Origin of the sequence: Rhodanobacter aciditrophus, from assembly GCF_050026795.1 — a bacterium.
Lineage (GTDB): Bacteria > Pseudomonadota > Gammaproteobacteria > Xanthomonadales > Rhodanobacteraceae > Rhodanobacter_A.
Window position 1 is genome coordinate 194,206 of record NZ_JALBWP010000011.1, and the last position, 26,570, is coordinate 220,775.

A 26,570-nucleotide genomic window follows, 5' to 3' on the forward strand; every position below is an offset into this window, starting at 1 on the left:
GTCTCCGGTGCGTGCCGGGACGGCGGTTTTCCGCGGTTTTCGGGCAGGTGGATCGTGCGGCGGCCTTCGTCAGAGTGGTCGGCGGCGCCCGAAGATCAGCGACACGATGAACAGGATGATGAAGACGACGAACAGGATCTTGGCGATGCTCGCGGCGAGGCCGGCGATGCCGAAGAATCCGAAGAAGCCGGCAACCAGCGCGATGATCAGAAAGACGATTGCGTAATAGAGCATGATTTTCTCCCGTGGCCCATCAAGCGGGTTTCGGTGCCGTAATCGTGGACTCAAGCCCGTCCGTGCCTGCAACCCGAAAGGCCGTGCGGCGGGCGACCGAAAGCTGCCTGCCCTCTCCGGCGCCGCGGCACGGCTGGTTGCATCACAGCCCGGAATTGAAGTCCCGCAACTGCTTCATCGCTTCGTCCTTGGCGATGCCATAGCGTTCCTGCAGTTTTCCGATGAGGTACTCGGCGTTGCCGTCGGCCACCTCGATGTCGTCATCGGTCAGCCTGCCCCAGCGGGATTTGAGCTTGCCGCGGAGCTGTTTCCACTGACCCTTCAGCTTGTCTTCGTTCATCAGGGGCTCTCCATGTTGGGAAGTGTTCACTTCACTTTCAGGCCGGAAGCATCGACGCTCTTCACACCCTTGACGCTTTTGGCCGCGGCGACCGCCTTGTTCACCGCGATCCTGGTGGGAAGCACGCCGGTGAGGGTGACTACGCCGTCGACGGTGTTGACGGAAACGTCGCTGCTGGAGACTCCCTTGGTGGTCGCCAGCTCGGTTTTCACCTTGGTGGTGATCCAGGCGTCGCTGCCAGCCTGGCGCATGTTGGTGGAGTGGTCGCTGGCCGGCGCGTCTTGCGCTTGCGCCATGCCGGCGAACGAGCCCAGGGCGGTGGCGACTGCAAGGGCCACGGCTGACAGGGCGACTGAGGTTTTCATGATGACCTCCCATCTCGAAAGTGGATTTTTCCGACGGCGCGGGGAGCTGCGGCGGAAGCCGTCGGTGATGCGATGCCGGAGGCATCGGGGCCGCCTTGCGAATGTCCCGTTTCAGGACGGATTTGCGCGCGCAGCGAAACGGGACGGCCTCAGTGATAGAGGGCACGTGGTTAGGTGGGGGTGAATGATCCGTCGAGCGAATCAAGCGGCATTCATGTGCGGAAGGCGCGGCGAGATCGAGGGGCCGGCGTGCGTGGCGCCCGGAATGTCGCCTGCTGCGAAAGCCCGCTGCCGCGCCATTGCACGGACCAGCATGGTCCCCGCACCGGATCGCGCGGTATCGGCTGCACGCCATGGCATGCGTTTGCAGGCCGGTTGCGTAGATGCGCGCGTGGTCACGCCGTGCCTCGACACCGACGAGGCGTCGGCAGCGGGTTACCGCATCTGATCTGCCGGGCTTCTAGCCCGCGCTGGCGAGGCTGCTGCCGGCGAGCTGCGGGAAGCGCGCGTGGATGGCGTGGCGGATGCCGGGCAGGTCGAGGCCGGCCATGCTGAGCACTTCCTCGCGGCTGCCGTGCTCCAGATAGACGTCCGGAAGGCCGAGGTGCAGGATCGGCTTCACGATGCCGTGCGCGGCGAGGCATTCGGCCACGGCCGAGCCGGCGCCGCCGGCGATCGCGTTGTCCTCCAGCGTGACGAAGGCGTCGTGGGTTTTTGCCAGTTCCATGAGCAGTGCCTCGTCCAGCGGCTTCACGAAGCGCATGTTGACGAGCGTGGCGTCGATCTCGCCGGCGATCACCGCGGCGGGCGCCAACATCGCACCGAAGCTGAGCAGGGCGAGGCCGCGGCCGCGCCGGCGCAGCTCGGCCTTGCCGATCGGCAGGGTGTCGAGCTCGGGCCGGATCGCGATGCCGGGGCCGGTGCCGCGCGGATAGCGGATCGCGGCTGGGCCGGCGTACCGGAAGCCGGTGCTGAGCATCGTCCGGCACTCGTTCTCGTCGGCCGGCGCCATGATCACCATGTTCGGCAGGCAGCGCAGGAAGCTGAGGTCGAAGCTGCCCGCATGGGTGGCACCGTCGGGGCCGACCACGCCGGCGCGGTCGATCGCGAAGGTGACGTCCAGGTTCTGCAGCGCCACGTCGTGGATCGCCTGGTCGTAGGCGCGCTGCAGGAAGGTGGAGTAGATCGCCACCACCGGCTTGGCGCCTTCGCAGGCCATGCCCGCGGCCAGCGTCACCGCGTGCTGCTCGGCGATCGCCACGTCGAAGTAGCGCTCGGGGTATTCCCTCGAGAAGCGCACCAGGCCCGAGCCCTCGCGCATCGCGGGGGTGATGCCGAACAGGCGCTCGTCGGCGGCGGCCTGGTCGCACAGCCAGTCGCTGAAGATGTCGGTGTAGGTGGGCCTGGCGGGTGCGGCTTTCTTCACCAGACCGGCCTCGGGATCGAACGGGCCGACCGCGTGGTATTCGATCTGCGCCTCTTCGGCGGGCGCGTAGCCCTTGCCCTTGGTGGTGATCACGTGCAGCAGCTGCGGGCCGGGCAGGTTCTTCACCGTACGCAGCGCGGCCAGCAGTTGCGGAATGTTGTGGCCGTCGATGGGGCCGGTGTAGTGGAAGCCCAGTTCCTCGAACAGCGTGGACGGCACGAACATGCCCTTGGCGTGCTCCTCCCAGCGCTTGAAGAAGCGGCCGGCGAAGGACTGCCTGGGGATTGCGCGCTTGGCCTTCTCGCGCACGGCGTTCAGGCGGCGGCTGGCGAGCGCGCGCGACATCATGCGGGTCATCGCGCCCACGTTCTCGCTGATCGACATGCCGTTGTCGTTGAACACCACCAGCATGTCCGGCTCGACGTCGCCGCCGTGGTTCAGCGCCTCGAACGCCATGCCCGCGGTCATCGCGCCGTCGCCGATCACCGCCACCACCTTGCGCGGATCGCCCTTGCGCTGCGCGGCGATCGCCATGCCCAGCGCGGCCGAGATCGAGGTGGACGAGTGGCCCACGCCGAACGTGTCGTACTCGCTTTCCTCGCGGCGCGGGAACGGCGCCAGGCCGTCCTTCTTCTTGATCGTGGTGATGCGGTCGCGGCGGCCGGTGAGGATCTTGTGCGGGTAGCACTGGTGGCCCACGTCCCACACCAGGCGGTCGACGGGGGTGTCGAACTCGTGGTGCAGCGCCACCGTGAGCTCCACCACGCCCAGGCCGGCGCCGAAGTGCCCGCCGGAGCTGGCCACGGACTCGATCAGGTAGGCACGCAGCTCATCGGCGACGGCGGGCAGTTCCTCGTCGGGAAGGCGGCGCAGGTCGGCCGGCGCCTCGATGGCCGCCAGGAGCGGGTAGCGTGCGGGATCTTTCATCCGCGTATTGTTGGCCCAGCGGCGGGGCGGGGCAAGGGCGGCGGGCTGGCCGTGGCGGGACGGGCGCCGGATCGTTCAGCTCATCGCCCGCCGGCGGTCGCGCGGCAGGTGGCTGACCAGGAACTCCATCTGGTCGGCCAGGATGTTGCGGTTGGACAGGATCAGGTGCTCCACCCAGCTCGGTCGGTAGGGCACGGCCAGCAGCGGCATGTGCGCCTGCTGCGGCGTGCGGCTGCCCTTCTTCAGGTTGCAGGCGAGGCAGGCGCTGACCACGTTCTCCCATTCGTCGCGGCCGCCCTTCGACACCGGCTGCACGTGGTCGCGGGTCAGCTCGCCGCGGTTGAAGTGCTCGCCGCAGTACAGGCACAGGTGGCGGTCGCGGGCGAACAGCGCGCTGTTGGTGAGCGCGGGAGCGGGATCGATCGCGTGCTCGTGGCACTGGCCGGTGCTGGCGACGATGGGGTGCAGCTCAAGGCGGCTCTGCGCGCCAAGTACCCGGTTGTGGCCGCCGTGCACGGTGAGGCAGGGGTCGCCCAGCGTCCAGGCCACCGCGCCGCGCACATAGAGGCACACGGCGTCCTGCCAGCTGATCCAGTCCAGGATGCGGCCGGCGGCGTCCAGCGACAGCACGCGGGTCGAATACAGATCGGCCCGGTTCGTGACTTCCATCAGCATGCGGTTCGTCCTTCCTCGTCAGAAAGAGCGCTGCGGCCATGCAACGGTGCTCGGATGCACTGCAGCATAGAACAAAAGATTGAAAAGTGCGGCCATGGATGGCCGCCCGTGTGATCCTGCGATCAGGGACGATCGCAAAAGTACAGCTATCTCTTTGCGGTCAAGCAGATAGCCTGCCGGCCCGGGGATTCGCGACCGGACGCGGGCGCTGATATAGTGATCGTTCATCTGTAGACCCGACGCCGGGTTTGGGAGGGGAAGCCGCTGGTGGCAACCCCGGCACGGCGGGGCAGAGGTAAACGACGTGGCTGAAGTTCTTTTCTACGAGCGCCCGGTACCGCTCAACCGCAACGACCACAAGGATCTGCGCCTGAAGCCGATCCCGAACATGAAGTTCGCGCTGAGCGCCCATTCGGTGCCGCTGACCGGCGTGGAGTTCGGCCTGGCCGCGCGCGACCTGCCGATCGTGTTCGCCGGCAACGACATCGGCGACGCCGGTCCGGTGGCGCTGCTGGGCCTGCGCCAGAGCGAGAACCTGTTCGTGGACGCCGAGGGCCAGTGGGCGCCGAACGTCTACATCCCCGCCTTCGTGCGCCGCTATCCGTTCGTGCTGGCCGAGAAGCCGGCCGGCCAGGAAGGCGACGACTTCGCGGTGTTCCTCGACGAGGGCTACGAGGGCTTCGGCACCACCGAGGGCGACCGCCTGTTCAACGAGGACGGCAGCGACACCGAGCTGCTGGCCCGCGCGGTGGGCTTCCTCGGCGAGTTCCAGCAGCACGTGGCGCGCACCCGCTGGTTCATGGAGCAGCTGCGCAAGCACGACCTGCTGGAGCCGCGCACCATGAGCCTGCGCAAGGGTGCGCCGGACAGCCAGGACGGCCACGTGATCAACCTCAACGGCCTGTTCGTGGTCAACGAGGAAAAGCTGCGCCAGCTGGACGAGAAGACCGCCCACGAATTCCTGCGCGAGGGCGTGCTCGGCTGGATCTACGCGCACCTGATGTCGATGAACAACATCGATCGCCTGGCCCAGCGCCTGGACCAGCGCGAGCAGGCCGAAGCGGCCACCGGCCGCAAGAACTGAGGCGTCGCCTCCGCGAGCGCCGCGACGGTTTCCGTCGCGGCGCTCGCTTTTGCGCTCGTCCCTGATCGCGAAGACCGAACGGGCGGCCATCCGTGGCCGCGCTCTTCAATGACCCGAAGACGGGCGGCAGCGTGGCGCGCTTGCCGAGAATCAGTGCCCCACCACCGGCAACGCGATGTAGCTGGCCTCCCCCGGCGCGTGGTAGATGCGCTGGGTGGCCTTGACGTAGTCCGCCGGCTTCGCCTCGAAGATGCTGGGCACGAAGGTCTGCGGGTTGCGGTCGTACAGCGGGAACCAGCTGGACTGCACCTGCACCATGATGCGGTGGCCGGGCAGGAACACGTGGTTGGCGGCGGGCAGGTCGAAGCGGTAGGCCAGCGGCTTGTCCGGCGTCAACGCCTCGGGCTTGTCCCAACCGGTGCGGTAGCGGCCGCGGAAGATGTCCATGGCCACCGCCAGTTGGTAGCCGCCCATCTCCGGCTGCGCGGCCACCTGGTCGGGATACACGTCGATCAGCTTCACCACCCAGTCGCTGTCGGTGCCGCTGGTGGACGCGACCAGGTGCACCACCGGCACGCCGGCGATGGCCAGCGGCTTGTCGAGCGGTGCCGTCTCGTAGCTGAGCACGTCGGTGCGACCGGAGGCTTCGCGTTGGTCGTCCACCAGCCACTCGGACCAGGTGAGGCCGTGGTCGTAGCCGACCGGCTGGATCGGCCGCGCACGGAACGGCACCGGATGCGCGGGATCGGAGGCGTATGCGTCGTAGGCGTTGCCGCCCGCGGGCGCCTCGAAGCCGAGTTGCATGCCTGGCTCCAGGTACAGCGCGCGGCTCTTGTCGGGGCAGCCGCTGCCGCAGGACAGCGGCCAGCGGTCCAGCCGCTGCCAGCGGTCGGTGCCGGTCTGGAAGGCGGTGACAGGGGCGAGGTCCGCCTTCGGTGCGCCGTCCTTGAGGTACTGCGCGAGGAACGGGCGCAGGATGTGTTCGCGGAAGTACTTCGCGGTGTCGCTGCCGAAGCGGATCGCGCCCAGCGAGCTGCCTTCCGCAATCTCCTGGCCGTGGTGCCAGGGGCCCATCACCAGCTTCACCATGTGGCCGGTGGTGTCCTTCGGCTTGATCGCGCGATACACCGCCAGCGCGCCGTAGATGTCTTCCTGGTCCCACAGGCTGTGCACCAGCATCACCGGCACGGTGAGCGGCTGCGCGGCGAGCACCTTGTCCACCGCCTGCTGCTGCCAGAACGCGTCGTAGGCGGGATGGGCGAGGATCTTGTTCCAGAAGCCGAGCTGGCGCATGCCGTAGGCGTCGCCCAGCGCGCCGGCGGAGCCGTAGTGCATGAACAGGTCGTACTCGTCGTGGTAGCTGGTCCACCACTTGTACTTGTTGTCGCGGCTGGCTTCCTGCTCGTAGATGTAGCTCAGGTTCTGCTGGCGGAAGGCGCCGTGGTGGAACCAGTCGTCGTCCATCCAGCCGTCCACCATCGGGTTCATCGGCACCGCCGCCTTCAGCGCGGGATGCGGATGCACCAGCGACATCAGCGGCTCGAAGCCGTCGTAGGAGATGCCGATGGTGGCGACGCGCCCGTTCGATTCGGGGATGTTCTTCACCAGCCAGTCGATGGTGTCGTACGTGTCGGTGGCGTCGTCCACCGGCGTGGGGTTGAGCGGGCCGTGCAGCGGCCGGTTCATCACGTAGTCGCCTTCGGAGCCGTACTTGCCGCGGATGTCCTGGACCACGCGGATGTAGCCGTCCTCCGCGATCACGTCGGCGGCGTTGTCGTAGCCCTGCAGCAGCGGTTCCAGGTGGCCGCTCATGAAGTTGTGGGTGAGCTGGTGGGCGTCGTAGGGCGTGCGGGTGAGCACGATGCCGGCGTGCTTCGCGCCCTTCGGGATCAGGATCACGGTGTTGAGCTTCACGCCGTCGCGCATGGGGATCATCACGTCGCGCTCGACGTAGTCGAAGCTGCCGGTGGCGGGCTTGAAGCTGGCCGGCGTCTCGCTGGGGTAGTCGGGATATCCGGCGGTCGTGTCCGTGGCCGGCAGCGCGCCGCTGGCGGCGAGCAGGAAGGCGAACAGCGCGGGCTTCAGTCCCGCGGCGATGCGACGCGATGTCATGGCGATCGACTCCCCTGGAGTGACGTGGCCGGCCCAGCTTACCGCGCGAGGCCCCGGCGGTCGCGGTAAGAAAGCCCTAAGCGCCTCCCGGCAAGCTGTGGCGATGATCTTCGACGTGCGTTGGCGTCCATCCGTCCGTGCCGCATGGCTCGCCGTGGCGGGCCTGCTGTGCGGTTGCGCCACGTACCATCCGCTGCCGCTGGAGCAGGGCGAGGGTGCCGCCAGCGCCGCGCGGCTCAGCGTGCCGGCCGGCGCGATGCCGCTGCCGGAACTGGCCACGCACCGCTTCGATCCCGCCGACGGCCTGGATGCCACCGAGACGGCGATGCTGGCGGTGGCGAACAGCCCCGACCTGAAGGTGCAGCGCGACGCGCTGGGCATCGCCCGCGCGCAGGCGTTCGCCGCGGGCCTGCTGCCCGATCCGCAGCTGGGCATCGGTGCGGATTTTCCGCACAACTCCGGCAGTGGCCTCACCAAGGCCTACAACCTCGGCCTCAGCGAAGACATCGGCGCACTGCTGCTCCGCTCGTCGCGCAAGCGCGCGGCGAGCGCGCAGGCCGAGCAGGTGAACCTCGACCTGCTGTGGGCGGAGTGGCAGACCATTGCGCAGGCGCGCCTGCTGTTCGACCGGGTGCTGAGCCTGCGCGCGCAGCAGCTCGAACTCGACGCCGAGCAGCGGGCGCTGGCGCCGGTGGACAAGTCGGTGCAGGCGGCGCTCGCCGCGGGCAACCTCAACTACGACAGCGCCAGCGCGGGACTCAACGCGATGGCCGACGTGCGCAAGCGCGCGGTCGACAACGCGGTCGCCCTGCACCAGGCCGAGGGCGACCTGCGCCAGCTGTTGGGCCTCGCGCCCACGGCGCCGCTGGACCTGGTGGGCGCGCCGTATGAAGCCGATCCCGACGCCGCGCAGCTTGCGAAGGCGTTGGCCGACCTGCCGGAACGACGCCCCGACCTGCTGGCGCTGCAGGCGGGCTATCGTGCGCAGGAGGCGACCCTGCGCGGCGCCATCCTCGCCCAGTTCCCCGCGATCACGCTGGGCCTGAACCGTGCGCGCGACACCAGCAACATCACCACCAACGGTTTCAGCATCGGCCTCACCCTGCCGTTGTTCGACCGCAACCGCGGCAACATCGCGATCGAGACCGCCACCCGCCAGCAACTGAAGGACGACTACGCGGCGCGGCTGCTGGCCACGCGCGGCGACATGCAGCGCCTCGCGGCCGATCTCAAGACGCTGGATGCGCAGCAAGCGGCGCAAGTTGCGCACGCGCAGCGTCTCGACGCGGCGCGCACCGCGGCGGAACAGGCCTGGCGCAAGGGCCTGCTGGACTGGCCCACCTACCTTGCCATCCGCGGCAACGCGCTCGCCGCCGACGCCGACCTGATCGCGCTGCGGCAGGCACGCGCCACCGCGGCGATCGCGCTGGAGGCCCTGCTCGGCCGCACCGACTTCGTCAACCCACGGATGTCCAAACGATGAGACAAGCCTTGCTCGCGCGCTGTGCCGCGCTGGCCGTCACGGCCCTGCTGCTGGCCGCCTGCGGCAAGGGCGGCGACGACGACAATGCGGCCGACGACGCCAAGGGCGTGGCGCAGGTCACCACGGCGATGCCGGTGCAGCGCAGCTTCCACGACAGCGTGGCGGCCTGGGGCAGCGCGATGGCCGATCCGCACCATGCGCGGGCGATCAGCCTCGCGCACGGCGGCCAGGTGATCGCGCTGCAGGTCAGCGCCGGGCAGACGGTCAAGCGCGGCCAGGCGCTGCTGACGATCGCGCCCGATCCGACGGCGCGCAGCGCCTACCGGCAGGCGCAGACCGCGCGGGTCCTGGCCAGTGGCGAACTGCAGCGCACCGAACAGCTGGCCGCGCAACACCTGGCCACGCAGTCGCAAGTCGCCACGGCGCGCAAGTCGCTGGCAGATGCACAGACCGCGCTGGAGGCACAGCGCGCGCTCGGCGGCGGCACCGCCGAGGAAATCCTGTCCGCACCGGACGACGGTGTGGTCACCGCCCTGACGGTGGCGCTGGGTGAACGCTTTACCGCGAACGCGCCCCTGCTTGGCTTCATGCCTGCGCACGCGCTGATCGCGGCGCTGGGCGTGCAGCCCGACGCCGGCACCCGGCTGCGTGTTGGCATGCCGGTGGAATTGCATGGCGTCTACGGCGATGGCAAAGCGTTCGAGGGCAAGCTCAGCATGGTGGGGCGCGCGATCGACCCGCAGACCCACTTGTTGCCCGTGCAGGTCCAGATTCCCGCGACGGCCGACGCCGAACTGGTGGCCGGTGCCGCGTTGCAGGCCAGCATCCAAAGCGACGACTTCACCGCCTGGGCGGTGCCGCGCGCCGCCGTGTTGCACGACGAGAAGGGCGATTACCTGTACCAGATCGACCAGGGCAAGGCGCATCGCGTGCACGTGCAGTTGCGTCAGCCCGCCGGTGACACCGTGGGCGTGCTCGGCAAGCTCGATGTGAAGCTTCCGGTGATCGTGCAGGGCGCCTACGAAGTCGACGAGGGCGCGGCCGTGCGCCAGGGGAAAAGCCAGGGCAACCCCGAGCCCAAGCCGTGAGCGAAGCACCGATGACGATCACCCAGTGGATGCACAAACATCGGCGTTCGCTGCTGTTCCTCGCCCTCATCCTTGCTATCGGCGGTATCGCCAGCGCGTTCAGCCTGCCGGTTGCGCTGTTTCCCAACGTGTCGTTCCCGCGCGTGCGGGTGGCGCTGGATGCCGGCGACCAGCCTGCCGACCAGATGGTGGCGAGCATCACCCGCCCGGTGGAGGAGGCGATCCGGCGCGTGCGCGGGGTGCGCGAGGTGCGCTCCACCACCAGTCGCGGCAGTGCCGAGATCAATGTCGGTTTCGACTGGGGCGCCGATATGGGGCGATCGCTGCTCGATGTCGAGGCCGCGGTCAGTCAGGTCCTGCCCGAACTGCCCGCCGGGGTGAACGTGCGGGCCCGACGGCTGGATCCGACGATTGATCCGGTCCTGGCATACAGCCTCAATTCGAACACGCTCAGCTCCGCCCAGCTGCACGACATCGCGGAGTTCCAGCTGCGTCCGCTGCTGTCCGGCGTCACCGGCGTGGCGCAGGTGGACGTGCAGGGCGGTGACGTAACCGAATTCCACGTGGACGCCGATGCGGCGAGGCTGCGTGCGCAAGGCCTCACGCTCGCCGATCTCAGCCATGCGGTGGCGAACGCCGCCACCATCCAGGCGATGGGCCACCTGCAGGACCACTACCGCCTCTACCTGCTGCTGGCGAACAACCAGCCGGCCACCACCGCGGCGCTGGGCGACATCGTGCTGCGTGCCGACGCCCGCGGCGTGCTGCGCGTCAAGGACGTGGCCACCGTGGGCATGAGCCACCAGCCACAGTGGGTGCGCACCACCGCCGACGGCCACAACGCGGTGCTGCTGCAGGTGTTCCAGCAGCCCAGCGGCAACAGCGTGCAGATCGCCCGCGACGTGAAACAGCGCCTGGCCGACTACCAGAAGCAGGCGCCCCAGGGCCTGCACATCGCCAACTGGTACGACCAGACCCAACTGGTGCTGGGGGCGGCCGGCAGCGTGCGCGACGCGATCCTGATCGGCATTGTGCTGGCGGGGCTGGTGCTGTTCGTGTTCCTGCGCAACGCGCGGGTGATCCTGGTGGCGATGATCGTGGTGCCGGCCACGCTGGCGATCACCGTGCTGCTGCTGCACCTGCTGAAAATGAGCTTCAACATGATGACGCTGGGCGGCATGGCCGCCGCGGTCGGCCTGTTGATCGACGACGTGATCGTGATGCTGGAGCACATCATGCGCCGGCTGCGCGACGGCACCGGGCCCGTGCGTGAGCGCATCGCCGGCGCGGCGTGGGAATTCACCCGGCCGCTCACCGGCTCCAGCGCGGCCACGGTGGTGATCTTCCTGCCGCTGGCCTTCCTCACCGGCGTCACCGGCGCGTTCTTCAAGGCGCTGTCGCTGACCATGGCCAGCGCGCTGGTGATCTCCTACCTGCTCACCTGGGTGGCGGTGCCGCTGCTGGCCGAGTGGCTGATCGACGAGCGGCACGCCGCGGAGCATCCCCCGGGCCACGTTTCGCAACGCCTGCTGGCGGGCTACGAGCGCACGCTGGGACGGCTGCTGCGGCGGCCGGCACTGGTGCTGGCCGGCGTGATCCCGTTGCTGCTGGTGGGCGTGCTGGCCTACCACCAGGTGGGCAGCGGCTTCATGCCGAACATGGACGAAGGCGGCTTTACGCTCGACTACCTCTCGCCGCCCGGCACTTCGCTGGACGAGACCGATCGCCTGCTGCAGCAGGTCGAGCGGATCATCAGCTCCAACCCCTACGTGGACACCTATTCGCGGCGCACCGGCCTGCAGTTGGGCGGCGGCCTTACCGAAGCGAACACCGGTGACATCTTCGTGCGCCTGAAGAACGGTTCGCGGCCGCCCACCTCCACGGTGATGGAGCAGATCCGCGAGCAGGTCGTGGCCCAGGTGCCCGGACTGGACGTGGACGTGGCGCAGCTGATGGAAGACATGATCGGCGATCTCACCGAGGTGCCGCAGCCGATCGAGATCAAGCTCTACGGGGACGACCAGACGCAGCTCGACGCCACCGCGAAGCGGGTGGCCGCGGCGATCGCCAAGGTCGATGGCGTGGCGGAGGTGCGCAACGGCATCAATCCCGCCGGCGATGCGCTGGACGTTCGCGTCGACCCGGTCAAGGCGGGCCTGTTCGGGCTCGATCCGGTGTCGGTGGCCCAGCAGGTTTCGGATGCGGTAGCCGGCAGCGTGGCGGCGCAGCTTCCGCGGGGGCCGAAGATGATCGGCGTGCGCGTGTGGCTGCCGCCTTCCGCGCGTGCGCAGCTGGAGCAACTGCAGGCCTTGCCCATCCGCGCTGCCGACGGCCACGTGGTGCCGTTGTCCGAGGTCGCCACGATCCAGGCAGTGCAGGGCCAACCGGAAATCGACCGAGACAACCTGAAGCGCATGGTGGCGGTGACCGCGCGCATCGTGGGCCGCGACCTCGGCTCCACCGTGGCCGACGTGAAGCGGGTGCTGGCGAAACCGGGCTTGCTGCCGCCGGGCATGTACCACGAGCTGGGAGGCCTCTACGCGCAGCAGCAGATCGCCTTCCACGACCTCAGCGTCGTGATGCTGGCGGCGATCGCGCTGGTGTTCACGCTGCTGCTGTTCCTGTACGAGAGCTTCCGCGTGGCGCTGGCGATCATGGCCGCGCCGCTGCTGGCGCTGTCGGCGGTGTTCGTGGGCCTGTGGGTCACCGGCATCGAGCTCAACATCTCCGCGATGATGGGCATGACGATGATCGTGGGCATCGTCACCGAGATCGCGATCTTCTACTTCACGGAGATGCGCGAGGCGGAGCAGCGCATGCCGCTGCACGAGGCGCTGCGCTATGCCGGGCACCACCGCATGCGGCCGATCCTGATGTCCACCATCGCCGCGATCCTCACCCTGCTGCCGCTGGCGCTGGCCGTCGGCGAAGGTTCGCAGATGCAGCAACCGCTGGCGGTGGCGATCATCGCCGGCATGCTGGTGCAGGTGCCGCTGGTGCTGCTGGTGATGCCGGTGATCTACGCGGTGCTGTGCAGATCGCCCGCGAACCCGCCGGCCGGACCGCGCGCCGCCACCGGCCACTGAGATCGCCCGCCGCCGTGCAGGCCGTCGCAGCCCGTGGAATACTCCTGCTCCGGCCGTCTTCAATGCGGAGCCTCCCATGACACACCACGGCAGCTGCCACTGCGGGCGCATCGCATTCGACGTCGAAGGCGAATTCGATGCGGTGATGGAATGCAACTGCTCGCACTGCAGCCGCAAGGGCTACCTGCTGTGGTTCGTGCCGCGCGAGCAGCTGCACGTGAGCACGCCGGAAGCGGACATGGCGAGTTACCGCTTCAACAGGCACGTGATCGACCACCACTTCTGCCCGCAATGCGGCTGCGCGCCGTTCGGCCTGGGTAGCGGCCCGGACGGCAGGCCGATGGCGGCGATCAACGTGCGCTGCCTCGAAGGCGTGGCGCTGGATGAGGTCAAGCGCGTGCCGTTCGACGGCCGGAAGCTCTGACGCCCGGAATTCCTCAGCGCACCGGCTTGGCCAGCCGCAGCAGGTCCGTGCCGTAGCCCGCCGCCTCGTACACCTTGCGTGCGCGCTCGTTGCCGGGAAACACCGCCAGCGTCACCAGCTGGCACTGGTGCTCGCGCGCCCACTGCTCGGCATGCGCCAGCAACGCCTTGCCCACGCCGCGGCCCTCATGCGCCGGCACCACCGCGAGGTCGGAGATGTGGCAATTGCTGCGGCCGGTGAAGAAATCCTCGGTGCGCTGCAGGTGGATGAAGCCTACCCGCGTGCCGTCGGCATCCTCGGCCACGAACAAGTGGCTGTTCGGCGGCTGTTCCTCCAGGTGGCGCAGCAGGTCGTCGCGGATGCCCTCGATGCACTCGTGCCGGCGCCGCCATCCGGGCAGCGGGAAATCCACGAAGCGCGGCACCAGGGCCAGGATGAAGTCGTCGTCGTCTTCGGCCAGGCGGATCAGCAGGGACGGGTCGTTCATGGCTGTTGCGGATGCGGGAACCTCGGCAGGTTCTACACCGTCGCGGCGCGCGGCGGAAGTGCGTGGCGCCGGCCATCGGCGTCGCGGCTATAGTGCCTCCTTCGCGCGCCGTCGCACCTGTGCCAGGGACGCCCCATGCCCCCCACCCGCATCCGCCTGCAGGCCGGCGCCGACGGCACGCTCGCGCAAGGCATCGACGCGATCCAGCGCGAGATGAAGCTGCCAACCGCGTTCCCGCCCGAGGCCATGGTCGCGGCGGCGCAGGCGGCACGAGCACCGCGGCTGCCGGAGCTGGACCGCACGGACGTGCCGCTGGTCACCATCGACCCGCCCGGATCGATGGACCTGGACCAGGCCCTGCACCTGGAGCGGCGCGCCGGCGGCTACCGGGTGTTCTACGCGATCGCCGACGTGGCCGCGTTCGTGGCGCCCGGCGACGCGGTGGACGCCGAGACGCACCGCCGCGGCGAAACGCTGTACGGCGCCGATTCACGCATCCCGCTGCATCCGCCGGTGCTGTCCGAGGGCGCCGCCTCGCTGCTGCCGGACCAGTTGCGGCCCGCGCTGCTGTGGACGATTGACCTCGATGCCGGCGGCGAGATCGCCGCGGTCGACGTGCGCCGGGCGCGGGTGAAGAGCCGTGCGCGGCTCGACTATGCGGGCGTGCAGCAGCAGCTCGACGCCGGCACCGCGGACCCGTTGTGGTCGCTGCTGCGCGAGGTGGGCGGGCTGCGCCAACGCCGCGAGCAGGCGCGCGGCGGCGTCAGCCTCGCGCTGCCCGAGCAGGAGATCAGCGTGACGGACGGCCAGTGGCGGCTGGCGTACCGCGTCAACCACCCGGTCGAGGACTGGAACGCGCAGATCTCGCTGCTCACCGGCATGGCCGCGGCGCAGCTGATGGTGAAGGGCCGGGTGGGCCTGCTGCGCACGCTGCCCGCGCCCGAGCCGCAGGCGATCGCGCGGCTCAAGCTCACCGCGCAGGCGCTCGGCATCGCCTGGCCGGCGGCGCAGGGCTACCCGGACTTCATCCGTTCGCTCGATCCCGCCAAGGACACCCACGTGGCGATGCTCACCGCATGCACCACCGTGCTGCGCGGCGCCGGCTACGTGGCGTTCGACGGCGAGCTGCCCGCGCAGCCCGTGCAGTTCGCGCTGGCAGCGGAGTACAGCCACGCCACCGCGCCGCTGCGCCGGCTGGTGGACCGTTACGTGGGCGAGGTCTGCGTGGCGCTGTGCGCCAACCTGCCGGTGCCGGACTGGGCGCGCGGCGCGCTGCCGGCGCTGCCCGGGCTGATGGCCGAGGCCGACCACCGCGCCAGGCATTACGAGCGCCAGGTGATCGACCTGGTCGAGGCGGTGCTGCTGGCGCCGCGCGTGGGCGAGACGTTCCGGGGCGCGATCGTCGAGGCGAACGGCGCGGAGCGCGAGCGCGGCAACGGCCACACCGCCGGAGTCGCCGCCGCGCACAGCGGCGTGGTGATGCTGCGCGATCCCGCGATCGAGGCCCGCGTCGGTTCCGCCGCGCCGCTGCCGCTGGGGCAGGAGGTGACGGTGCGGCTGGCCGAGGCCGATCCGGCGAAGCGGGTGGTGCGCTTCGAACTGGCGGAGTGAGGGTTCGCGAGGTCGCGATGCGCGCCACCATCGGCCGGCCGGCCGACGGCATGAACGAAAACGCCCGGATTGGTCCGGGCGTTTTCGTGCGTGCGGCGTGCGGCGGCCGCCGCCTCAGGCGGCCGGTGCCGCCGAGGCCACGGCACCGGCGCCGGTGGAGTCCACCGTCAGCGAGACGCGGCGGTTGTCGGCGCCGCGGTCGCGGGTGGCGCCCTTCGCCACCTGCCGGTTCGCATCCTCGCCGTAGCTCACCGCGCGGATCTGGTCGGCGTTGATGCCGCTGGAGACCAGGAAGTCGCGCACCGCCTCGGCGCGCTTCATCCCCAGCCGCTTGTTGTAGGCGCGCGAACCGGCCGGGTCGGCAAAGCCTTCCACGGTGATCAGCACGTTCGGATGGTACTTGCTGATGGTCTCGGCGAAGTTCTGCAGCGCAGGCTTGTCCTGGTCGTTCAGGTCGGCGCTGTTGAACGCGAAGTGCGCCACGGTGTCCACGCTGACCCGGCCTTGCATGGCGGTGATCTGCGAGTCGTACTTGGAGAACTGCGACTGCATCTGCTGCTTGATCGCGTCGATCTGCTGCTGCTGGTCCTGCTGCTTCTGCTGGATCTGCTGGATGGCGGCGTTGAGCTCGTCCTTCTTCACGTACTGCGAGCAGCCCGCCAGGGCGACGGCCGTGATGCCCGCGGCCAGCATGGCGAGGCGTGGGGTTCGGATGTTCATCGAGGTCTCCTGGTCTGCGTGCCGGCGTCGTGGGTGACAGCGACGGCGCCGGCCGTTGATGGATGCCCCCTGTCGTGTGCTGTCTTTCGGAACCTAACCCATGTCGGCACGAAACCGCGCGTGTCGATGATCCATCGCTACGGTTGTGTTCAGTTTTTCCGCGCGCCCTCGCGGCGGCGGCGAAGGCCGCCGCACGCGCGTGCGCGCCGCGTGAAAAACGAAGCCCGGCGATCGCCGGGCTTCGCTTCGACGCCGGTGCGGGCCGTGCTCAGGCGATGTCGGGCAGCGTGGCCACGCCGGCCTCGATCGCCGCCTTGTGCATCAGCGTGCGCGGCAGGATGCGCGCGAAGTAGAACGCGGCGGTGTCGCGCTTGGCCTGCTTGAACGCCTCGGATTGCGCGCTGGCCTCGGCGGCGGCCACGCTGCGCGCCTGGAAGTAGGCCAGCGTGACGTAGCCCGAGTACCACAGGTAATCCGTCGCGGCGGCGCCCAGTTCCTCCGGGTTGGCCTGCACGCGTTGCGCCAGCGCGAGCGTGAGATCGCCCCACTGTTTCAGCGCGGCGCCCAGCGGCGCGACGTACGCGGCGAGCTTCGCGTCGCCTGCGTGCGCCTTGCAGAATGCGCCGATCTCGGCGGCGAAGTGCCGGAAGCCCACGCCCTGCAGCTGGAGGATCTTGCGGCCCAGCAGGTCGGCGGCCTGGATGCCGGTGGTGCCTTCGTACAGCGTGATGATGCGCGCGTCGCGCACGAACTGCTCCATGCCGTTCTCGCCGATGAAGCCGTGCCCACCGTACACCTGCAGCGCTTCCTTGGTGCACTCCTGCGCCAGTTCCGTCACCACGCCCTTGGCGATCGGGATCAGGAAGGCCACCAGTTCACCGGCCCGCTGCCGGCTGGCCTCGTCGGCGCCGCGCGCTTCGATGTCGGTCTGCAGCGCGGTGTAGTAGAGGAGGGCGCGCGAGCCTTCCACGAAGGCGCGCTGGGTGAGCAGCATGCGGCGCACGTCGGGCTGCACCAGCAGGTTGTCGGCGGGCTTGTCGGGGAACTTCGCGCCGGACAGCGCGCGGCCCTGCAGGCGCTCGCGCGCGTAGTTGAGGCTGTTCTGGTACGCGCGCTCGGCGAGTGCGAGGCCCTGCACGCCCACCGACAGGCGCGCGGCATTCATCATGGTGAACATCGCGGCCAGGCCCTTGTGCGGCTGGCCGATCAGCCAGCCCCTGGCGCCGTCGAAATTCATCACGCAGGTGGCCGAGCCTTTGATGCCCATCTTGTGCTCGATCGCGCCGGCGTAGGCGCTGTTGCGTTCGCCCGGCGAGCCGTCCGCGTTCACCAGGAACTTCGGCACGATGAACATCGAGATGCCGCGGCTGCCGGCCGGCGCGTCGGGCAGCCGCGCCAGCACCAGGTGCACGATGTTCTCGGCGAGGTCGTGCTCGCCCGCGCTGATGAAGATCTTGGTGCCGGTGATGGCGTAGCTGCCGTCGGCGTTCGGCTCGGCGCGCGTCTTCAGAAGGCCGAGGTCGGAACCGGCCTGCGGCTCGGTGAGGCACATGGTGCCGGTCCAGCGGCCCGCCACGATGGGCTTCATGTAGGTGTGCTGCTGCTCGGCGGTGCCGTGCAGCTCCATCGCGTGGCAGGCGCCCTCGGACAGCAGCGGGTACAGGCTCCACGACAGGTTGCCGCTCTGGAACAGCTCGGTGGTCGCGATGCCCAGCACGCCCGGCAGCGCCTGGCCGCCGAATTCCTCCTTCGCGGTGAGGCCGGCCCAGCCGCCGTCGGCGAACGCCTTGAACGCTTCCTTGAAGCCCTTCGGCGTGGTCACCGTGTGCGTGGCCTTGTCGTAGTGGCAGCCCTCGGCGTCGCCCGGCGCGTTGGTGGGCGCCAGCACCTGTTCGGCGAGCTTGCCGGCTTCCTCCAGCACCGCGTCCATGACATCGCGGCCGTGCTCGGCGCCGCCCTGCAGCCGGGTGAGGGTCGCCTCGGCGTCGAGCAGGTCGAACAGGGCGAAGCGTTGGTCGTCGAGCGGGGCCTTGTAGATGGTCATGGGTTGCCTCTTGGACTGCGAAAAGGTGAAGGGATCAGCGGAAGGTGTGGGCGATGCCGGGCACCGGCGACAGCCAGTCGTGGCCGTTGAAGTCGAAGTCGCGCGGCTGCTTTTCCTGCTCGGGCTTCGCGCTGGTGCGGCCGCTGATGCGGTAGGCCAGCGAGCCGGCGCTGCCTTTGGCTTCCACCGCCGCGAGCGCCTTGGCCATCTCCGGCGTGGGCAGCACGTCCAGCGGCAGCGTGTCGCCGGCGAAGGCGGGGATGTCGCGCTCGAAGGTGGCGTGCAGCCGCACCGGGATCAGCGCGGCGACCTGCAGCTGGCCGTCCAGCGACTTGAAGTCCATCTCGCCGTAGCTGTTGTTCTGGATGCGCAGGGTGAGGCGCCACAGGCCGTTCGGCAGCACCTGCAGCTGCTGCACGGACAACGTGGGCGGGAACACGCTCTTGCGCGGCGGGCCGCAGGCCGCCAGGCCGGCGGCGAGGGCGACGAGGACGAGGCAGCGGAGCAGTCGTTTCATGGATGCACCTCAAACGATTGTTTGAATCTTGACCCGTCGCCGGCGCGCGCGTCAATGCCGGGAGGTTTTCAGCGTCATGGACTGCGGGCATCATGTTGCGTTCCCTCTCCACGCAGAACGCCATGACCCGTCGCATCGTCGCCCGCCGCTCCCCCATCCACGGCAACGGCGTGTTCGCCGCCGCCCCGATCCGGAAGGGCGAGGAAATCATCCAGTACAAGGGCACGCTGATGAGCCACGCCGAGGCCGACGAGATGTACGGCGACGGCGGCGAAACCGGGCACACCTTCCTGTTCACGCTCAACGACGACTACATCATCGACGCCAACCGCAAGGGCAACACCGCGCGCTGGATCAACCACAGCTGCGCGCCGAACTGCCGCGCGGTGGTGGAGGAAAGCGCCGACGGCAACCCGCGCCACGACAAGGTGCTGATCGAGGCGATCCGCGCCATCAAGCCGGGCGAGGAACTCACCTACGACTACGGCATCACCCTCGACGTGCCGCACACCGCGCGCCTGAAGAAGCTGTGGAAGTGCCTGTGCGGCGCCCCCAACTGTACCGGCACGCTGCTCAGGCCCAAGCGCTGACGGCCCGCCGGCGGCGGCCTTCCCGCCACGCGAACGCTCCCCGCCGCGCCGGCTAGCCAGCCGGCGAAAGGCACCCCTATACTCGCGCGACGCCCGGCATGGGGACGGGCGGCCAGGGACTGCAACAGGGGATGACGATGGAAAGCAATCCGTATGCCGCGCCAGCCGCGGTGGTGGAGGATGTGGGCGGCGGTCACGCCGACGATCTGGAAAGCCGCAAGGCCGGCCGCGGCAAGCGCCTCGGCGCGGCGGTCATCGATGGCCTGACCAACCTGCCCTGGGCCGGCCTGTTCGTGTGGGCATTCGAGATGCGCATCAGCGCGACGCGCGAGCAGCTTCCGATGCCGCAAACCAGCGGCATGCTGATCTTCCTCGGCTTCCTGCTGATGCTCGGCCTGTTCGTGGTCAACTGCGTGATGATCCATCGCAGTGGCCAGACCATCGGCAAGCGCGTGCTGGACATGGCCGTGGTGCGCAGCGACGGCAGCCCGATCACGCTGCTGCGCTACATCTTCCTGCGCGTGGTGCCGGTCGCGCTGCTCGCCGCGATCCCGCTGGTGGGGCGTTTTGTCGGCCTGATCGACCCGCTGCTGATCTTCGGCAAGGAACGGCGCTGCCTGCATGACCTGATCGCCGACACCATCGTCGTCGACGTTTGATGCTGGACTCCGTCCGCGAGATCGAGACGCCCGAGGGCATCTCGCTGCGCCTGCGTGCGGCCGGCCCGCTGCCGCGCGCGCAGGCCTGGATGATCGACACCATCATCCGCCTCGTGCTGCTGATGCTGGCGATGATCCCGCTGGGGCTGCTCGGCACCGGCGGCCGCGGACTGGCGCTGCTGGCGATGTTCGCCCTGCTGTGGGTGTACTGGGTGGTCTGCGAGCTGTGGCTGGACGGGCAGAGCCTGGGCAAGCGGGCGCTGGGCCTGCGCGTGGTCAACCTGGACGGCACGCCGGTGACCTGGCTGCCGTCGGTGACGCGCAACCTGCTGCGCGTGGTGGATGCGTTGCCGGGCGTGTACGGCGTGGGCCTGGCCAGCACCCTGGTCGATCCCTGCGCGCGTCGGCTCGGCGACGTGGTGGCGGGCACGCTGGTGGTGCACGCGAAGGAGCCGTCGGTCGGCCACCAGGTGCCGGCCGCGCCGGCGCAACCCTTGCCCGTGTCGCTGGCGCCCGGGGAGCAGGCGGCGCTGGTGGACTTCGCCGAACGTGCCGAGCGGCTCACTCCGCAGCGCCAGGAGGAACTGGCGAACCTGCTGGAACCGCTGACCGGCTGCCGCGACACCGCCGCGGTGAGACGCCTGCTCGGCTACGCCAACGGCCTGCTGGGGCGCCCGTGAAACAGGAGCGCTTCGTGGCCATGCACGCGCAGGAGTGGGACGGCCTGCAGGCCTGGCTGGGCGAACTCGACCGCCAGCCGAAGCGCGGCATGCGCCGCGAGCAGGCGCTGGATTTCCCGGCCGCGTACCGGCGCGTCTGCCATCACCTCGCGCTGGCGCGCGGACGCGGCTACAGCCACGAGGTGACCGAGCGGCTGCAGCTGCTGGTGCAGCGCGGGCACCGCGTGCTGTACCGCCCGCCGCCGCCGCGCTGGCATCGCGCGGCCGCCTTCCTGGTCGCCGAGTTTCCGCGCCTGGTGCGCTCGCAGTGGCGCTGCATGGCGCTGGCGGCGGCGCTGTTCTACGTGCCGGCGCTGCTGCTGCTGGCCTGGCTGCAGGTGCATCCGGAACTGGCGCACGTGCTGTTCAGCAGCGCGCGGCTGGCGCAGTTCGAGCGCATGTACGACCCGGCCAACCCGCACCTGGGCCGCAGCAGCGGCACCAACCTGCAGATGTTCGGCTTCTACGTGTTCAACAACGTCGGCATCGCCTTCCGCACGTTCGCCTCCGGCCTGCTGTTCGGCGTGGGTGCGGTCTACGTGCTGGGCGCCAACGGCATCCTCATCGGCGGTGTGGCCGGCCATCTCACCGCGATCGGCTACGGTGGGCCGTTCTGGCGCTTCGTGGCGACGCATTCGGCGTTCGAGCTGAGTGCGCTGGTGATCGCCGGCGGCGCCGGCCTGCAGCTGGGGCTGACCCTGCTCGCGCCCGGCCGCCGGCGGCGCGGACCGGCGCTGGTGGAGGCCGGCTGGATCGGCGCGAAGCTGGCGCTGGGCGCGTTCGCGATGCTGGTGGCGGCGGCGTGCATCGAGGCGTACTGGTCGTCGCAGGCGTCGCTGCCCGATGCGCTGCGCTTCGGCAGCGCCGCGCTGGCCTGGCTGCTGGTGCTGGGCTGGCTGGGTTTCGGCGGCAGGGCGGGGCGGCATGGAGCTTGAGCGGATCAGCGTGGTGCTGCGCCCGCGCGAATCGCGCGAAGCGCTCGACCTGGGTGCCGCGATGCTGCGCGCGAACGCCGGCGCGGTGTGGTCGGCGTGGTTCGCGTTCACCCTGCCGGTGTTCGTGCTGTGCAACGCGCTGGGTGTGCTGCTGGGCCTGCCGTGGCTGGGCCTGCTGCTGGTGTGGTGGCTGAAGCCGCTGTTCGACCGGGGGCCGCTGTACGTGCTCTCGCGCGCCGTGTTCGACCGTGCGCCGCGCTGGCGCGAGACCCTGCGCGGCCAGCGCGCGCTGCCGTGGGGGCCGACCGTGGCCGGGCTCAGCTGGCTGCGCGTGGACAGCCACCGCGCGCTGCGCCTGCCGCTGGAACTGCTCGAAGGCGCGCCGCGCCGGCAGCGCGCCGCGCGCTGGAAGGTGCTGCGCCGCAAGCTGGTGGGCGAGGCCAGCCTGCTCACCTGGGGCTGCCTGCAGTTCGAGCTGGTGCTGTTCCTCAGCGTCTGGCTGCTGGCGCTGTGGCTGCTGCCGCAGGAATGGCGGCCCGTCTCGTTCGCCAGTTTTTTCCGCCACGACGTGCGCGGTGCCGCCACCGCCTGGACGCTGGCGGCGTCCGCCGTGGACTACCTTGCGATGAGCGTGATCGAGCCGCTGTACGTGGCCTGCGGTTTCGCGCTGTACCTCAACCGGCGTACCGAGCTGGAGGCCTGGGACATCGACCTCGCGTTCCGCCGCCTGCGCGCGCGCCTGCAGGACCTGGGCCGGGTGCTGTGCCTGCTGCTGTGCCTGGGCCTGCCACTGGCCGGCCATGCTGCGACGCCCGCGCCAAAGGCGGCGCCGGTGAACACGCCGCAGCAGGTGTTCCGCCAGCCGCTGGACGAGGGCGACGAGCGTTTCGCGGCGGCCGCGGCGCAGGTGTATCGCGATCCGCGTTTCGGCGGCGAACGGCACGTGCGCCGCTGGGAATTGAAGTACAGCCAGCCCGCACGGCAGCCGGTCAACACGGGCATGGCGCCGCTGCGGCTGCTGTCCGGCGTGTTCAATCTTCTGCTGTGGCTGGTGCTGGCGACGGTGGTGGCCGCGCTGGCGTGGTTTGCGTGGCGCTGGCGCGGCGGCTTGCGCGAGGAGTCGCCGCCGCCGCCGTCCGGGGCGAAGCTGTCGATGACGGTGGACGAGACGCCCGAGGCGCTGCCGCGGGACGTAGCTGGCGCCGCCCGCACGCTGTGGCAGGCGCAGCGCCGGCGCGAGGCGCTGGCGCTGCTCTACCGCGGCTGCGCGGAGCGCATCGCGCAGCAGCTGCAGTTGCCGTTCGCGCTCGAGGCCACCGAGGCGGACTGGCTGCGCCACGCCGCCGCATTGGGCGATCCGGTACGCACGCAGCGCGCCACCGCGATCGTGCGCACCTGGCAGTTCGCCGCCTACGCCGGCCGCTATCCCGACCAGGTCGCGTTCGAGCAGTTGCTCGCCGGCTGGGACGGAGGCGCCGCATGAAGCATCGCGGCCTGCTCGTCGCCGTGCTGGTGCTGCTGGGCGCGGGGCTGCTCGCGGGCGTGTTCCTCGCCACCTTCGAGCGGCGCGACGTGGTGGAGCCGACCCCGCCCCGCGGCATGGCGCTGAGCAACCCGTTCTTCGCGCTGGAGCAGGTGCTGCGGAACATGGGCGAACCGGCGGCGTCGCTGACCACGCTGGATCCGGCCCAGGTGCCGCTGCAGCCCGGCGACACCGTGCTGGTCGGCGCCGACGCGGGGCGCATCGATGCGGAAACCGCCGCGCGGCTGGCCAGCTGGGTGCGGCAGGGCGGCCATCTGCTGCTGGCGCCCGGCGCCGGCGCGCGCGCGCCGGTGGTCGTGGCGCTGGGCCTGCTCGATCCGCACCCGACCGGCTTCGCCTGCAGCCGCCTCGGCGACGCGCCGAAGGCTGCCAGCCTGTGCGGCCTGCGCTTCCGGCTGAAGCCGGCGGCCGCGCAGGCGGCGGATGCTGCGATCGGCAACGCGGATGACGGCTATCTGTTTGCGCGCGTCGCCGTCGGCCGCGGCCACGTCAGCCTGCTCGCCAGCTTCGTGCCGCTCGAACGGCTGCAGCTGAAGCAGGTCGAGGCGCAACGCTTCGCCTGGCGCCTGCTGGCGCCGAACCGCGGCCAGGGCCAGATCTACCTGGTCTATGCGCTGGACGGCCAGCCGTTCCTGCAGTTGCTGGCGACGCGGGGCTGGCCCGCCCTGCTGGCGCTGGCCCTGCTGCTGGCGGCGTGGATGGCGATGCGCAGCGCGCGCCTCGGCCCGCTGCTGCCCGCGCCCACGCCGCATCGCCGCGCGCTGCTCGAACACGTGCAGGCGGCCGGCGAATTCCTCTACCGCCGCGACGGCGGCCGCAGCCTGCACCAGCTGGCCTGCGAGGCCGTGCTGGCGCGGCTGCGCCGGCGCGATCCCGCCTGCGTGCGTCTCAACGGGGAGGCCCTGTACCAGCGCCTCGCCGAACGCGGCGGACTCGACGCCGCACAGGTCGCGCAGGCCTTCCAGTCACCCGCGAACGCGCAGGCGTTCCGCGCCTCCCTCATCACCCTGGCGCGACTCAGGAGCCGCCCATGACCACCGAAACCCTCGCCGCCCCGGCCGCCGCGCCGGCCGTCCCGGTGCCGATGCCGGTCGAACAACTGGGCGAGCGCGCCCGCGCCCTGCGCGACCAGGTGGGGCGCGCCTTCATCGGCCAGCCCGAGGTGTTCGAGCAGGCGCTGCTGGCCCTGCTGGCCGCCGGCCACGTACTGGTGGAGGGCGTGCCCGGGCTGGGCAAGACCCTGCTGGTGCGCGCGCTGACCGCGGCGGTGGGCTGCAGTTTCGGGCGCATCCAGTTCACCCCCGACCTGATGCCGGCCGACGTCACCGGCCACGCGGTGTACGACCCCAAGACCGAGGCCTTCCGCATTCGCCGCGGCCCGGTGTTCGCCAACCTGCTGCTGGCCGACGAGATCAACCGCGCGCCGGCGAAGACACAGGCGGCGCTGCTGGAAGCGATGCAGGAAGGGCAGGCCACCATCGAGGGCCGCCGCCTGCCGCTGCCCGCGCCGTTCATGGTGGTGGCCACGCAGAACCCGATCGAGCAGGAGGGCACCTACGCGCTGCCCGAGGCGCAGCTCGACCGCTTCCTGGTCAAGGTGCTGATCGGCTATCCCGGCCTGGAGGACGAGCGCCGCATGGTGGCCGCGGTGGTGGACGGCAAGGTGGCCGCCGACCTCGACGTCTCGAACGTGGGCCAGGTGGTTGACCAGGCCGGCCTGCTGGCTATGCAGCGCGGCGTGGCCGCGATCCGCATGGACGCGGCGGTGACCGACTACGCCGTGCGCATCGTGCGCGCCACGCGCGAGTGGCCGGGCGTGATCGGCGGCGCCGGCCCGCGCGGCGGCCTGGCGCTGGCGCGGCTGGCGCGCGCGCACGCCGCGCTCGATGGCCGCGATTTCGTGGTGCCCGACGACGTGCGCTCGGTGGTGCTGCCGGCCCTGCGCCATCGCCTGCTGCTGGCGCCGGAGGCGCTGCTGGAACGCCAGCGCGCGGACGACGTGCTGGGCGCGCTGCTGCACAAGGTGGCCGCGCCCAAGCAATGAGGCCCGCACCGCTACTGCTGTGGCTGCTGCTGGCCTGGACCGTGCTCGGCGCGGCGGCCAGCCTCGGCCGGCTGCCGCTGTCGGCATGGTCCGCCTTCGGCGCCGTGCTCGCCGTGCTGGGCATGCTCGACGCCTGGCGCCTGCGCCGCACCGCCTCGCCCGAGTTGCACCGCGAGCTGGCGCCGGTGCTGCCGCTGGGACCGGAGGCGACGGTGGCGCTGCACCTGCGCAATCCGACGCGCCGCCGTCAGTCGCTGCGCGTGCACGACCTGCATCCCGGCGGTTGGGCGGTGCGCGGCATGCCGCGCCGCGTGGCGCTGCCGCCCGGCGGCGCGCTGCGGCTGGACTACGCCACCACGCCCGACGCGCGCGGCCAGTTCCACTTCGGCGGCTGCCACGCGCTGCTGCCGTCGCCGTGGCGGCTGTGGCACGCGCGGCGCGTGCTGGGCGAGCCGTCCTCCACGCGCGTGTACCCGAACTTCGCCGTGCTCGCCGAACTGGCCGGGCTCAGCGTGGAGCTCGCCTCGCGCAGCGTGGGCGCGCGCCTGCAACGGCGCCGCGGCGAAGGCACCGAGTTCCAGGAACTGCGCGACTATCGTGTGGGCGACAGCCTGCGCAGGATCGACTGGAAGGCCACCGCGCGCAGCCACCGGCTGATCTCGCGCGAATACCGCGAGGAGCGCAACCAGCAGGTAATCCTGATGCTCGACTGCGGCCGCCGCATGCTGGCGCAGGACGGCCCGCTGGCGCACTTCGACCACGTGCTCAACGCCTCGCTGGCGCTGGCCGGCATCGCGCTGCGCGAAGGCGACGCCGTGGGCCTCATGGCCTGCCTCGGCCAGCAGCAACGCTGGCTGCCGCCGCAGCAGGGCAGCGGCGGCATGGACCACCTGCTCGCCGCTGGCTACGACCTGCACGCGCAGCCGCTGGCCACCGACTACCTCGCCGCCGCCGGCGCGCTGCAGGCCCACCAGCGCCGCCGCGCCCTGGTGATCGTGGTCACCAACGTGCGCGACGAGGACGACAAGGAGCTGCGCATGGCCCTGGGCCTGCTCTCCCGCCAGCACCTGGTGGTGCTGGCCAGCCTGCGCGAACAGGCGCTGGACGATGCCGCCCACGACACCGGCGCCGAACTGGAAACCGCCATCCGCAGCGCCTCCGCGATGCACTACCTCGCCGAACGCGAGCGGGTGCACGAGACGCTGCGGCGGGAGGGGGTGAATGTGCTGGATGTGCGGTGCAGCGAGTTGTCGGGGGCGTTGATCGAGAGGTATCTGGCGATCAAGCGGGGGAATCGGTTGTGAGGGGGCGGGGACACAAGTGTCCTTAGCTTGCGCCGTGGGCTTTGGGTGAGAGTATCGTTGCGCGGTGGCCATCATCGGTAAAGGCTGCGAGATTAGATGGTGAGATTAGGCGGTGCGATCAGGTGGGCATTGATTTGCATCAGAAAGCTTTTC

General features: G+C 70.4%; 24 protein-coding genes. 14 read left to right on the forward strand and 10 right to left on the reverse strand.

Translation table 11 applies throughout. The features are described 5' to 3' along the window. Positions 1 to 69: 69 nt before the first annotated feature. The 5 genes from ACQGNW_RS09660 to ACQGNW_RS09680 form a co-directional block, all read right to left on the reverse strand. Positions 70 to 234: a DUF1328 domain-containing protein gene (locus ACQGNW_RS09660; protein ID WP_077482345.1), complete on the reverse strand. Its 165-nt coding sequence runs from the start codon at positions 232 to 234 to the stop codon at positions 70 to 72. A gap of 142 nt (positions 235 to 376) precedes the next feature. Further along, a complete protein-coding gene (locus ACQGNW_RS09665; RefSeq protein WP_426662935.1) occupies positions 377 to 574 on the reverse strand; it encodes a CsbD family protein in 198 nt (65 codons plus the stop codon). Between the two features lie 26 nt (positions 575 to 600). Further along, on the reverse strand, positions 601 to 939 hold the full coding sequence (locus tag ACQGNW_RS09670) for a BON domain-containing protein (RefSeq protein WP_426662937.1): 339 nt from the start codon (positions 937 to 939) through the stop codon (positions 601 to 603). A 460-nt stretch (positions 940 to 1,399) separates the two neighbouring features. After that, positions 1,400 to 3,292, reverse strand: a complete 1,893-nt coding sequence (gene dxs, locus ACQGNW_RS09675) for a 1-deoxy-D-xylulose-5-phosphate synthase (protein WP_426662938.1) — start codon at positions 3,290 to 3,292, stop codon at positions 1,400 to 1,402. Positions 3,293 to 3,367: 75 nt separating this feature from the next. Beyond that, the gene (locus ACQGNW_RS09680; RefSeq protein WP_426662940.1) at positions 3,368 to 3,967 is read right to left on the reverse strand and encodes an HNH endonuclease; all 600 of its coding nucleotides are present in this window, start codon (positions 3,965 to 3,967) and stop codon (positions 3,368 to 3,370) included. A 304-nt stretch (positions 3,968 to 4,271) separates the two neighbouring features. Between ACQGNW_RS09680 and ACQGNW_RS09685 the strand changes: the two genes are divergently transcribed. Beyond that, positions 4,272 to 5,051, forward strand: a complete 780-nt coding sequence (locus ACQGNW_RS09685; protein ID WP_426662941.1) for a SapC family protein — start codon at positions 4,272 to 4,274, stop codon at positions 5,049 to 5,051. A gap of 150 nt (positions 5,052 to 5,201) precedes the next feature. Here ACQGNW_RS09685 and ACQGNW_RS09690 read toward each other — a convergent pair whose 3' ends face one another. After that, positions 5,202 to 7,163 carry a CocE/NonD family hydrolase gene (locus ACQGNW_RS09690; RefSeq protein WP_426662942.1) on the reverse strand — a complete coding sequence of 654 codons (1,962 nt, stop codon included), beginning with the start codon at positions 7,161 to 7,163 and terminating at the stop codon, positions 5,202 to 5,204. 115 nt (positions 7,164 to 7,278) lie between these two features. Between ACQGNW_RS09690 and ACQGNW_RS09695 the strand changes: the two genes are divergently transcribed. The 4 genes from ACQGNW_RS09695 to ACQGNW_RS09710 all read left to right on the forward strand — a co-directional run bounded on the left by ACQGNW_RS09695 (position 7,279) and on the right by ACQGNW_RS09710 (position 13,244). Continuing rightward, positions 7,279 to 8,646, forward strand: a complete 1,368-nt coding sequence (locus ACQGNW_RS09695) for a TolC family protein (protein ID WP_426662944.1) — start codon at positions 7,279 to 7,281, stop codon at positions 8,644 to 8,646. Further along, positions 8,643 to 9,734 (forward strand): efflux RND transporter periplasmic adaptor subunit, encoded by a 1,092-nt coding sequence (locus tag ACQGNW_RS09700; protein ID WP_426662945.1) that lies wholly within the window; start codon positions 8,643 to 8,645, stop codon positions 9,732 to 9,734. Before ACQGNW_RS09695 ends, ACQGNW_RS09700 begins: the two co-directional genes overlap by 4 nt. An 11-nt stretch (positions 9,735 to 9,745) precedes the next feature. Next, a complete protein-coding gene (locus ACQGNW_RS09705) occupies positions 9,746 to 12,820 on the forward strand; it encodes an efflux RND transporter permease subunit (protein ID WP_426663644.1) in 3,075 nt (1,024 codons plus the stop codon). Positions 12,821 to 12,896: 76 nt separating this feature from the next. Further along, positions 12,897 to 13,244 (forward strand): GFA family protein, encoded by a 348-nt coding sequence (locus ACQGNW_RS09710; protein WP_426662946.1) that lies wholly within the window; start codon positions 12,897 to 12,899, stop codon positions 13,242 to 13,244. A gap of 13 nt (positions 13,245 to 13,257) precedes the next feature. Here ACQGNW_RS09710 and ACQGNW_RS09715 read toward each other — a convergent pair whose 3' ends face one another. Further along, positions 13,258 to 13,731 (reverse strand): GNAT family N-acetyltransferase, encoded by a 474-nt coding sequence (locus ACQGNW_RS09715; RefSeq protein WP_426662947.1) that lies wholly within the window; start codon positions 13,729 to 13,731, stop codon positions 13,258 to 13,260. Positions 13,732 to 13,866: 135 nt separating this feature from the next. On the opposite strand from ACQGNW_RS09715, the gene ACQGNW_RS09720 reads away from it, so the two are divergent. Further along, positions 13,867 to 15,342, forward strand: coding sequence for an RNB domain-containing ribonuclease (locus ACQGNW_RS09720; protein ID WP_426662948.1), 1,476 nt, complete (start codon positions 13,867 to 13,869; stop codon positions 15,340 to 15,342). 114 nt (positions 15,343 to 15,456) lie between these two features. Here the strand turns inward: ACQGNW_RS09720 and ACQGNW_RS09725 are convergent, their stop codons facing one another. The 3 genes from ACQGNW_RS09725 to ACQGNW_RS09735 form a co-directional block, all read right to left on the reverse strand. Continuing rightward, positions 15,457 to 16,062, reverse strand: coding sequence for an OmpA family protein (locus ACQGNW_RS09725; RefSeq protein WP_426662949.1), 606 nt, complete (start codon positions 16,060 to 16,062; stop codon positions 15,457 to 15,459). A gap of 268 nt (positions 16,063 to 16,330) precedes the next feature. Next, positions 16,331 to 18,106 carry an acyl-CoA dehydrogenase C-terminal domain-containing protein gene (locus ACQGNW_RS09730; RefSeq protein ID WP_426662950.1) on the reverse strand — a complete coding sequence of 592 codons (1,776 nt, stop codon included), beginning with the start codon at positions 18,104 to 18,106 and terminating at the stop codon, positions 16,331 to 16,333. 34 nt (positions 18,107 to 18,140) lie between these two features. Next, positions 18,141 to 18,623: a hypothetical protein gene (locus ACQGNW_RS09735; RefSeq protein WP_426662951.1), complete on the reverse strand. Its 483-nt coding sequence runs from the start codon at positions 18,621 to 18,623 to the stop codon at positions 18,141 to 18,143. 122 nt (positions 18,624 to 18,745) lie between these two features. Between ACQGNW_RS09735 and ACQGNW_RS09740 the strand changes: the two genes are divergently transcribed. The 8 genes from ACQGNW_RS09740 to ACQGNW_RS09775 all read left to right on the forward strand — a co-directional run bounded on the left by ACQGNW_RS09740 (position 18,746) and on the right by ACQGNW_RS09775 (position 26,417). Beyond that, complete coding sequence (locus tag ACQGNW_RS09740) at positions 18,746 to 19,213, forward strand: SET domain-containing protein (protein ID WP_426662952.1); 468 nt, start codon at positions 18,746 to 18,748, stop codon at positions 19,211 to 19,213. 137 nt (positions 19,214 to 19,350) lie between these two features. Then, positions 19,351 to 19,872, forward strand: coding sequence for an RDD family protein (locus ACQGNW_RS09745; protein WP_426662953.1), 522 nt, complete (start codon positions 19,351 to 19,353; stop codon positions 19,870 to 19,872). Next, positions 19,872 to 20,552, forward strand: a complete 681-nt coding sequence (locus ACQGNW_RS09750; protein ID WP_426662954.1) for an RDD family protein — start codon at positions 19,872 to 19,874, stop codon at positions 20,550 to 20,552. The genes ACQGNW_RS09745 and ACQGNW_RS09750 overlap by 1 nt, the downstream gene beginning before the upstream one ends. Next, positions 20,549 to 21,526, forward strand: a complete 978-nt coding sequence (locus tag ACQGNW_RS09755; protein ID WP_426662955.1) for a stage II sporulation protein M — start codon at positions 20,549 to 20,551, stop codon at positions 21,524 to 21,526. The genes ACQGNW_RS09750 and ACQGNW_RS09755 overlap by 4 nt, the downstream gene beginning before the upstream one ends. Further along, positions 21,516 to 23,009 carry a DUF4129 domain-containing protein gene (locus tag ACQGNW_RS09760; RefSeq protein WP_426662956.1) on the forward strand — a complete coding sequence of 498 codons (1,494 nt, stop codon included), beginning with the start codon at positions 21,516 to 21,518 and terminating at the stop codon, positions 23,007 to 23,009. Before ACQGNW_RS09755 ends, ACQGNW_RS09760 begins: the two co-directional genes overlap by 11 nt. Beyond that, positions 23,006 to 24,103, forward strand: coding sequence for a DUF4350 domain-containing protein (locus tag ACQGNW_RS09765; protein WP_426662957.1), 1,098 nt, complete (start codon positions 23,006 to 23,008; stop codon positions 24,101 to 24,103). The genes ACQGNW_RS09760 and ACQGNW_RS09765 overlap by 4 nt, the downstream gene beginning before the upstream one ends. Continuing rightward, positions 24,100 to 25,113 (forward strand): AAA family ATPase, encoded by a 1,014-nt coding sequence (locus tag ACQGNW_RS09770; protein ID WP_426662958.1) that lies wholly within the window; start codon positions 24,100 to 24,102, stop codon positions 25,111 to 25,113. Before ACQGNW_RS09765 ends, ACQGNW_RS09770 begins: the two co-directional genes overlap by 4 nt. Beyond that, on the forward strand, positions 25,110 to 26,417 hold the full coding sequence (locus ACQGNW_RS09775; protein WP_426662959.1) for a DUF58 domain-containing protein: 1,308 nt from the start codon (positions 25,110 to 25,112) through the stop codon (positions 26,415 to 26,417). The genes ACQGNW_RS09770 and ACQGNW_RS09775 overlap by 4 nt, the downstream gene beginning before the upstream one ends. Positions 26,418 to 26,570 lie beyond the last annotated feature (153 nt).

Bases quoted from the DNA above. Each gene is read 5' to 3' on its own strand.
- ACQGNW_RS09660 (WP_077482345.1), bottom strand. From the start codon at position 234: ATGCTCTATTACGCAATCGTCTTTCTGATCATCGCGCTGGTTGCCGGC.
- ACQGNW_RS09665 (WP_426662935.1), bottom strand. From the start codon at position 574: ATGAACGAAGACAAGCTGAAGGGTCAGTGGAAACAGCTCCGCGGCAAG.
- ACQGNW_RS09670 (WP_426662937.1), bottom strand. From the start codon at position 939: ATGAAAACCTCAGTCGCCCTGTCAGCCGTGGCCCTTGCAGTCGCCACC.
- dxs (WP_426662938.1), bottom strand. From the start codon at position 3,292: ATGAAAGATCCCGCACGCTACCCGCTCCTGGCGGCCATCGAGGCGCCG.
- ACQGNW_RS09680 (WP_426662940.1), bottom strand. From the start codon at position 3,967: ATGCTGATGGAAGTCACGAACCGGGCCGATCTGTATTCGACCCGCGTG.
- ACQGNW_RS09690 (WP_426662942.1), bottom strand. From the start codon at position 7,163: ATGACATCGCGTCGCATCGCCGCGGGACTGAAGCCCGCGCTGTTCGCC.
- ACQGNW_RS09700 (WP_426662945.1), top strand. From the start codon at position 8,643: ATGAGACAAGCCTTGCTCGCGCGCTGTGCCGCGCTGGCCGTCACGGCC.
- ACQGNW_RS09705 (WP_426663644.1), top strand. From the start codon at position 9,746: ATGACGATCACCCAGTGGATGCACAAACATCGGCGTTCGCTGCTGTTC.
- ACQGNW_RS09710 (WP_426662946.1), top strand. From the start codon at position 12,897: ATGACACACCACGGCAGCTGCCACTGCGGGCGCATCGCATTCGACGTC.
- ACQGNW_RS09715 (WP_426662947.1), bottom strand. From the start codon at position 13,731: ATGAACGACCCGTCCCTGCTGATCCGCCTGGCCGAAGACGACGACGAC.
- ACQGNW_RS09720 (WP_426662948.1), top strand. From the start codon at position 13,867: ATGCCCCCCACCCGCATCCGCCTGCAGGCCGGCGCCGACGGCACGCTC.
- ACQGNW_RS09725 (WP_426662949.1), bottom strand. From the start codon at position 16,062: ATGAACATCCGAACCCCACGCCTCGCCATGCTGGCCGCGGGCATCACG.
- ACQGNW_RS09730 (WP_426662950.1), bottom strand. From the start codon at position 18,106: ATGACCATCTACAAGGCCCCGCTCGACGACCAACGCTTCGCCCTGTTC.
- ACQGNW_RS09735 (WP_426662951.1), bottom strand. From the start codon at position 18,623: ATGAAACGACTGCTCCGCTGCCTCGTCCTCGTCGCCCTCGCCGCCGGC.
- ACQGNW_RS09740 (WP_426662952.1), top strand. From the start codon at position 18,746: ATGACCCGTCGCATCGTCGCCCGCCGCTCCCCCATCCACGGCAACGGC.
- ACQGNW_RS09745 (WP_426662953.1), top strand. From the start codon at position 19,351: ATGGAAAGCAATCCGTATGCCGCGCCAGCCGCGGTGGTGGAGGATGTG.
- ACQGNW_RS09750 (WP_426662954.1), top strand. From the start codon at position 19,872: ATGCTGGACTCCGTCCGCGAGATCGAGACGCCCGAGGGCATCTCGCTG.
- ACQGNW_RS09760 (WP_426662956.1), top strand. From the start codon at position 21,516: ATGGAGCTTGAGCGGATCAGCGTGGTGCTGCGCCCGCGCGAATCGCGC.
- ACQGNW_RS09765 (WP_426662957.1), top strand. From the start codon at position 23,006: ATGAAGCATCGCGGCCTGCTCGTCGCCGTGCTGGTGCTGCTGGGCGCG.
- ACQGNW_RS09770 (WP_426662958.1), top strand. From the start codon at position 24,100: ATGACCACCGAAACCCTCGCCGCCCCGGCCGCCGCGCCGGCCGTCCCG.
- ACQGNW_RS09775 (WP_426662959.1), top strand. From the start codon at position 25,110: ATGAGGCCCGCACCGCTACTGCTGTGGCTGCTGCTGGCCTGGACCGTG.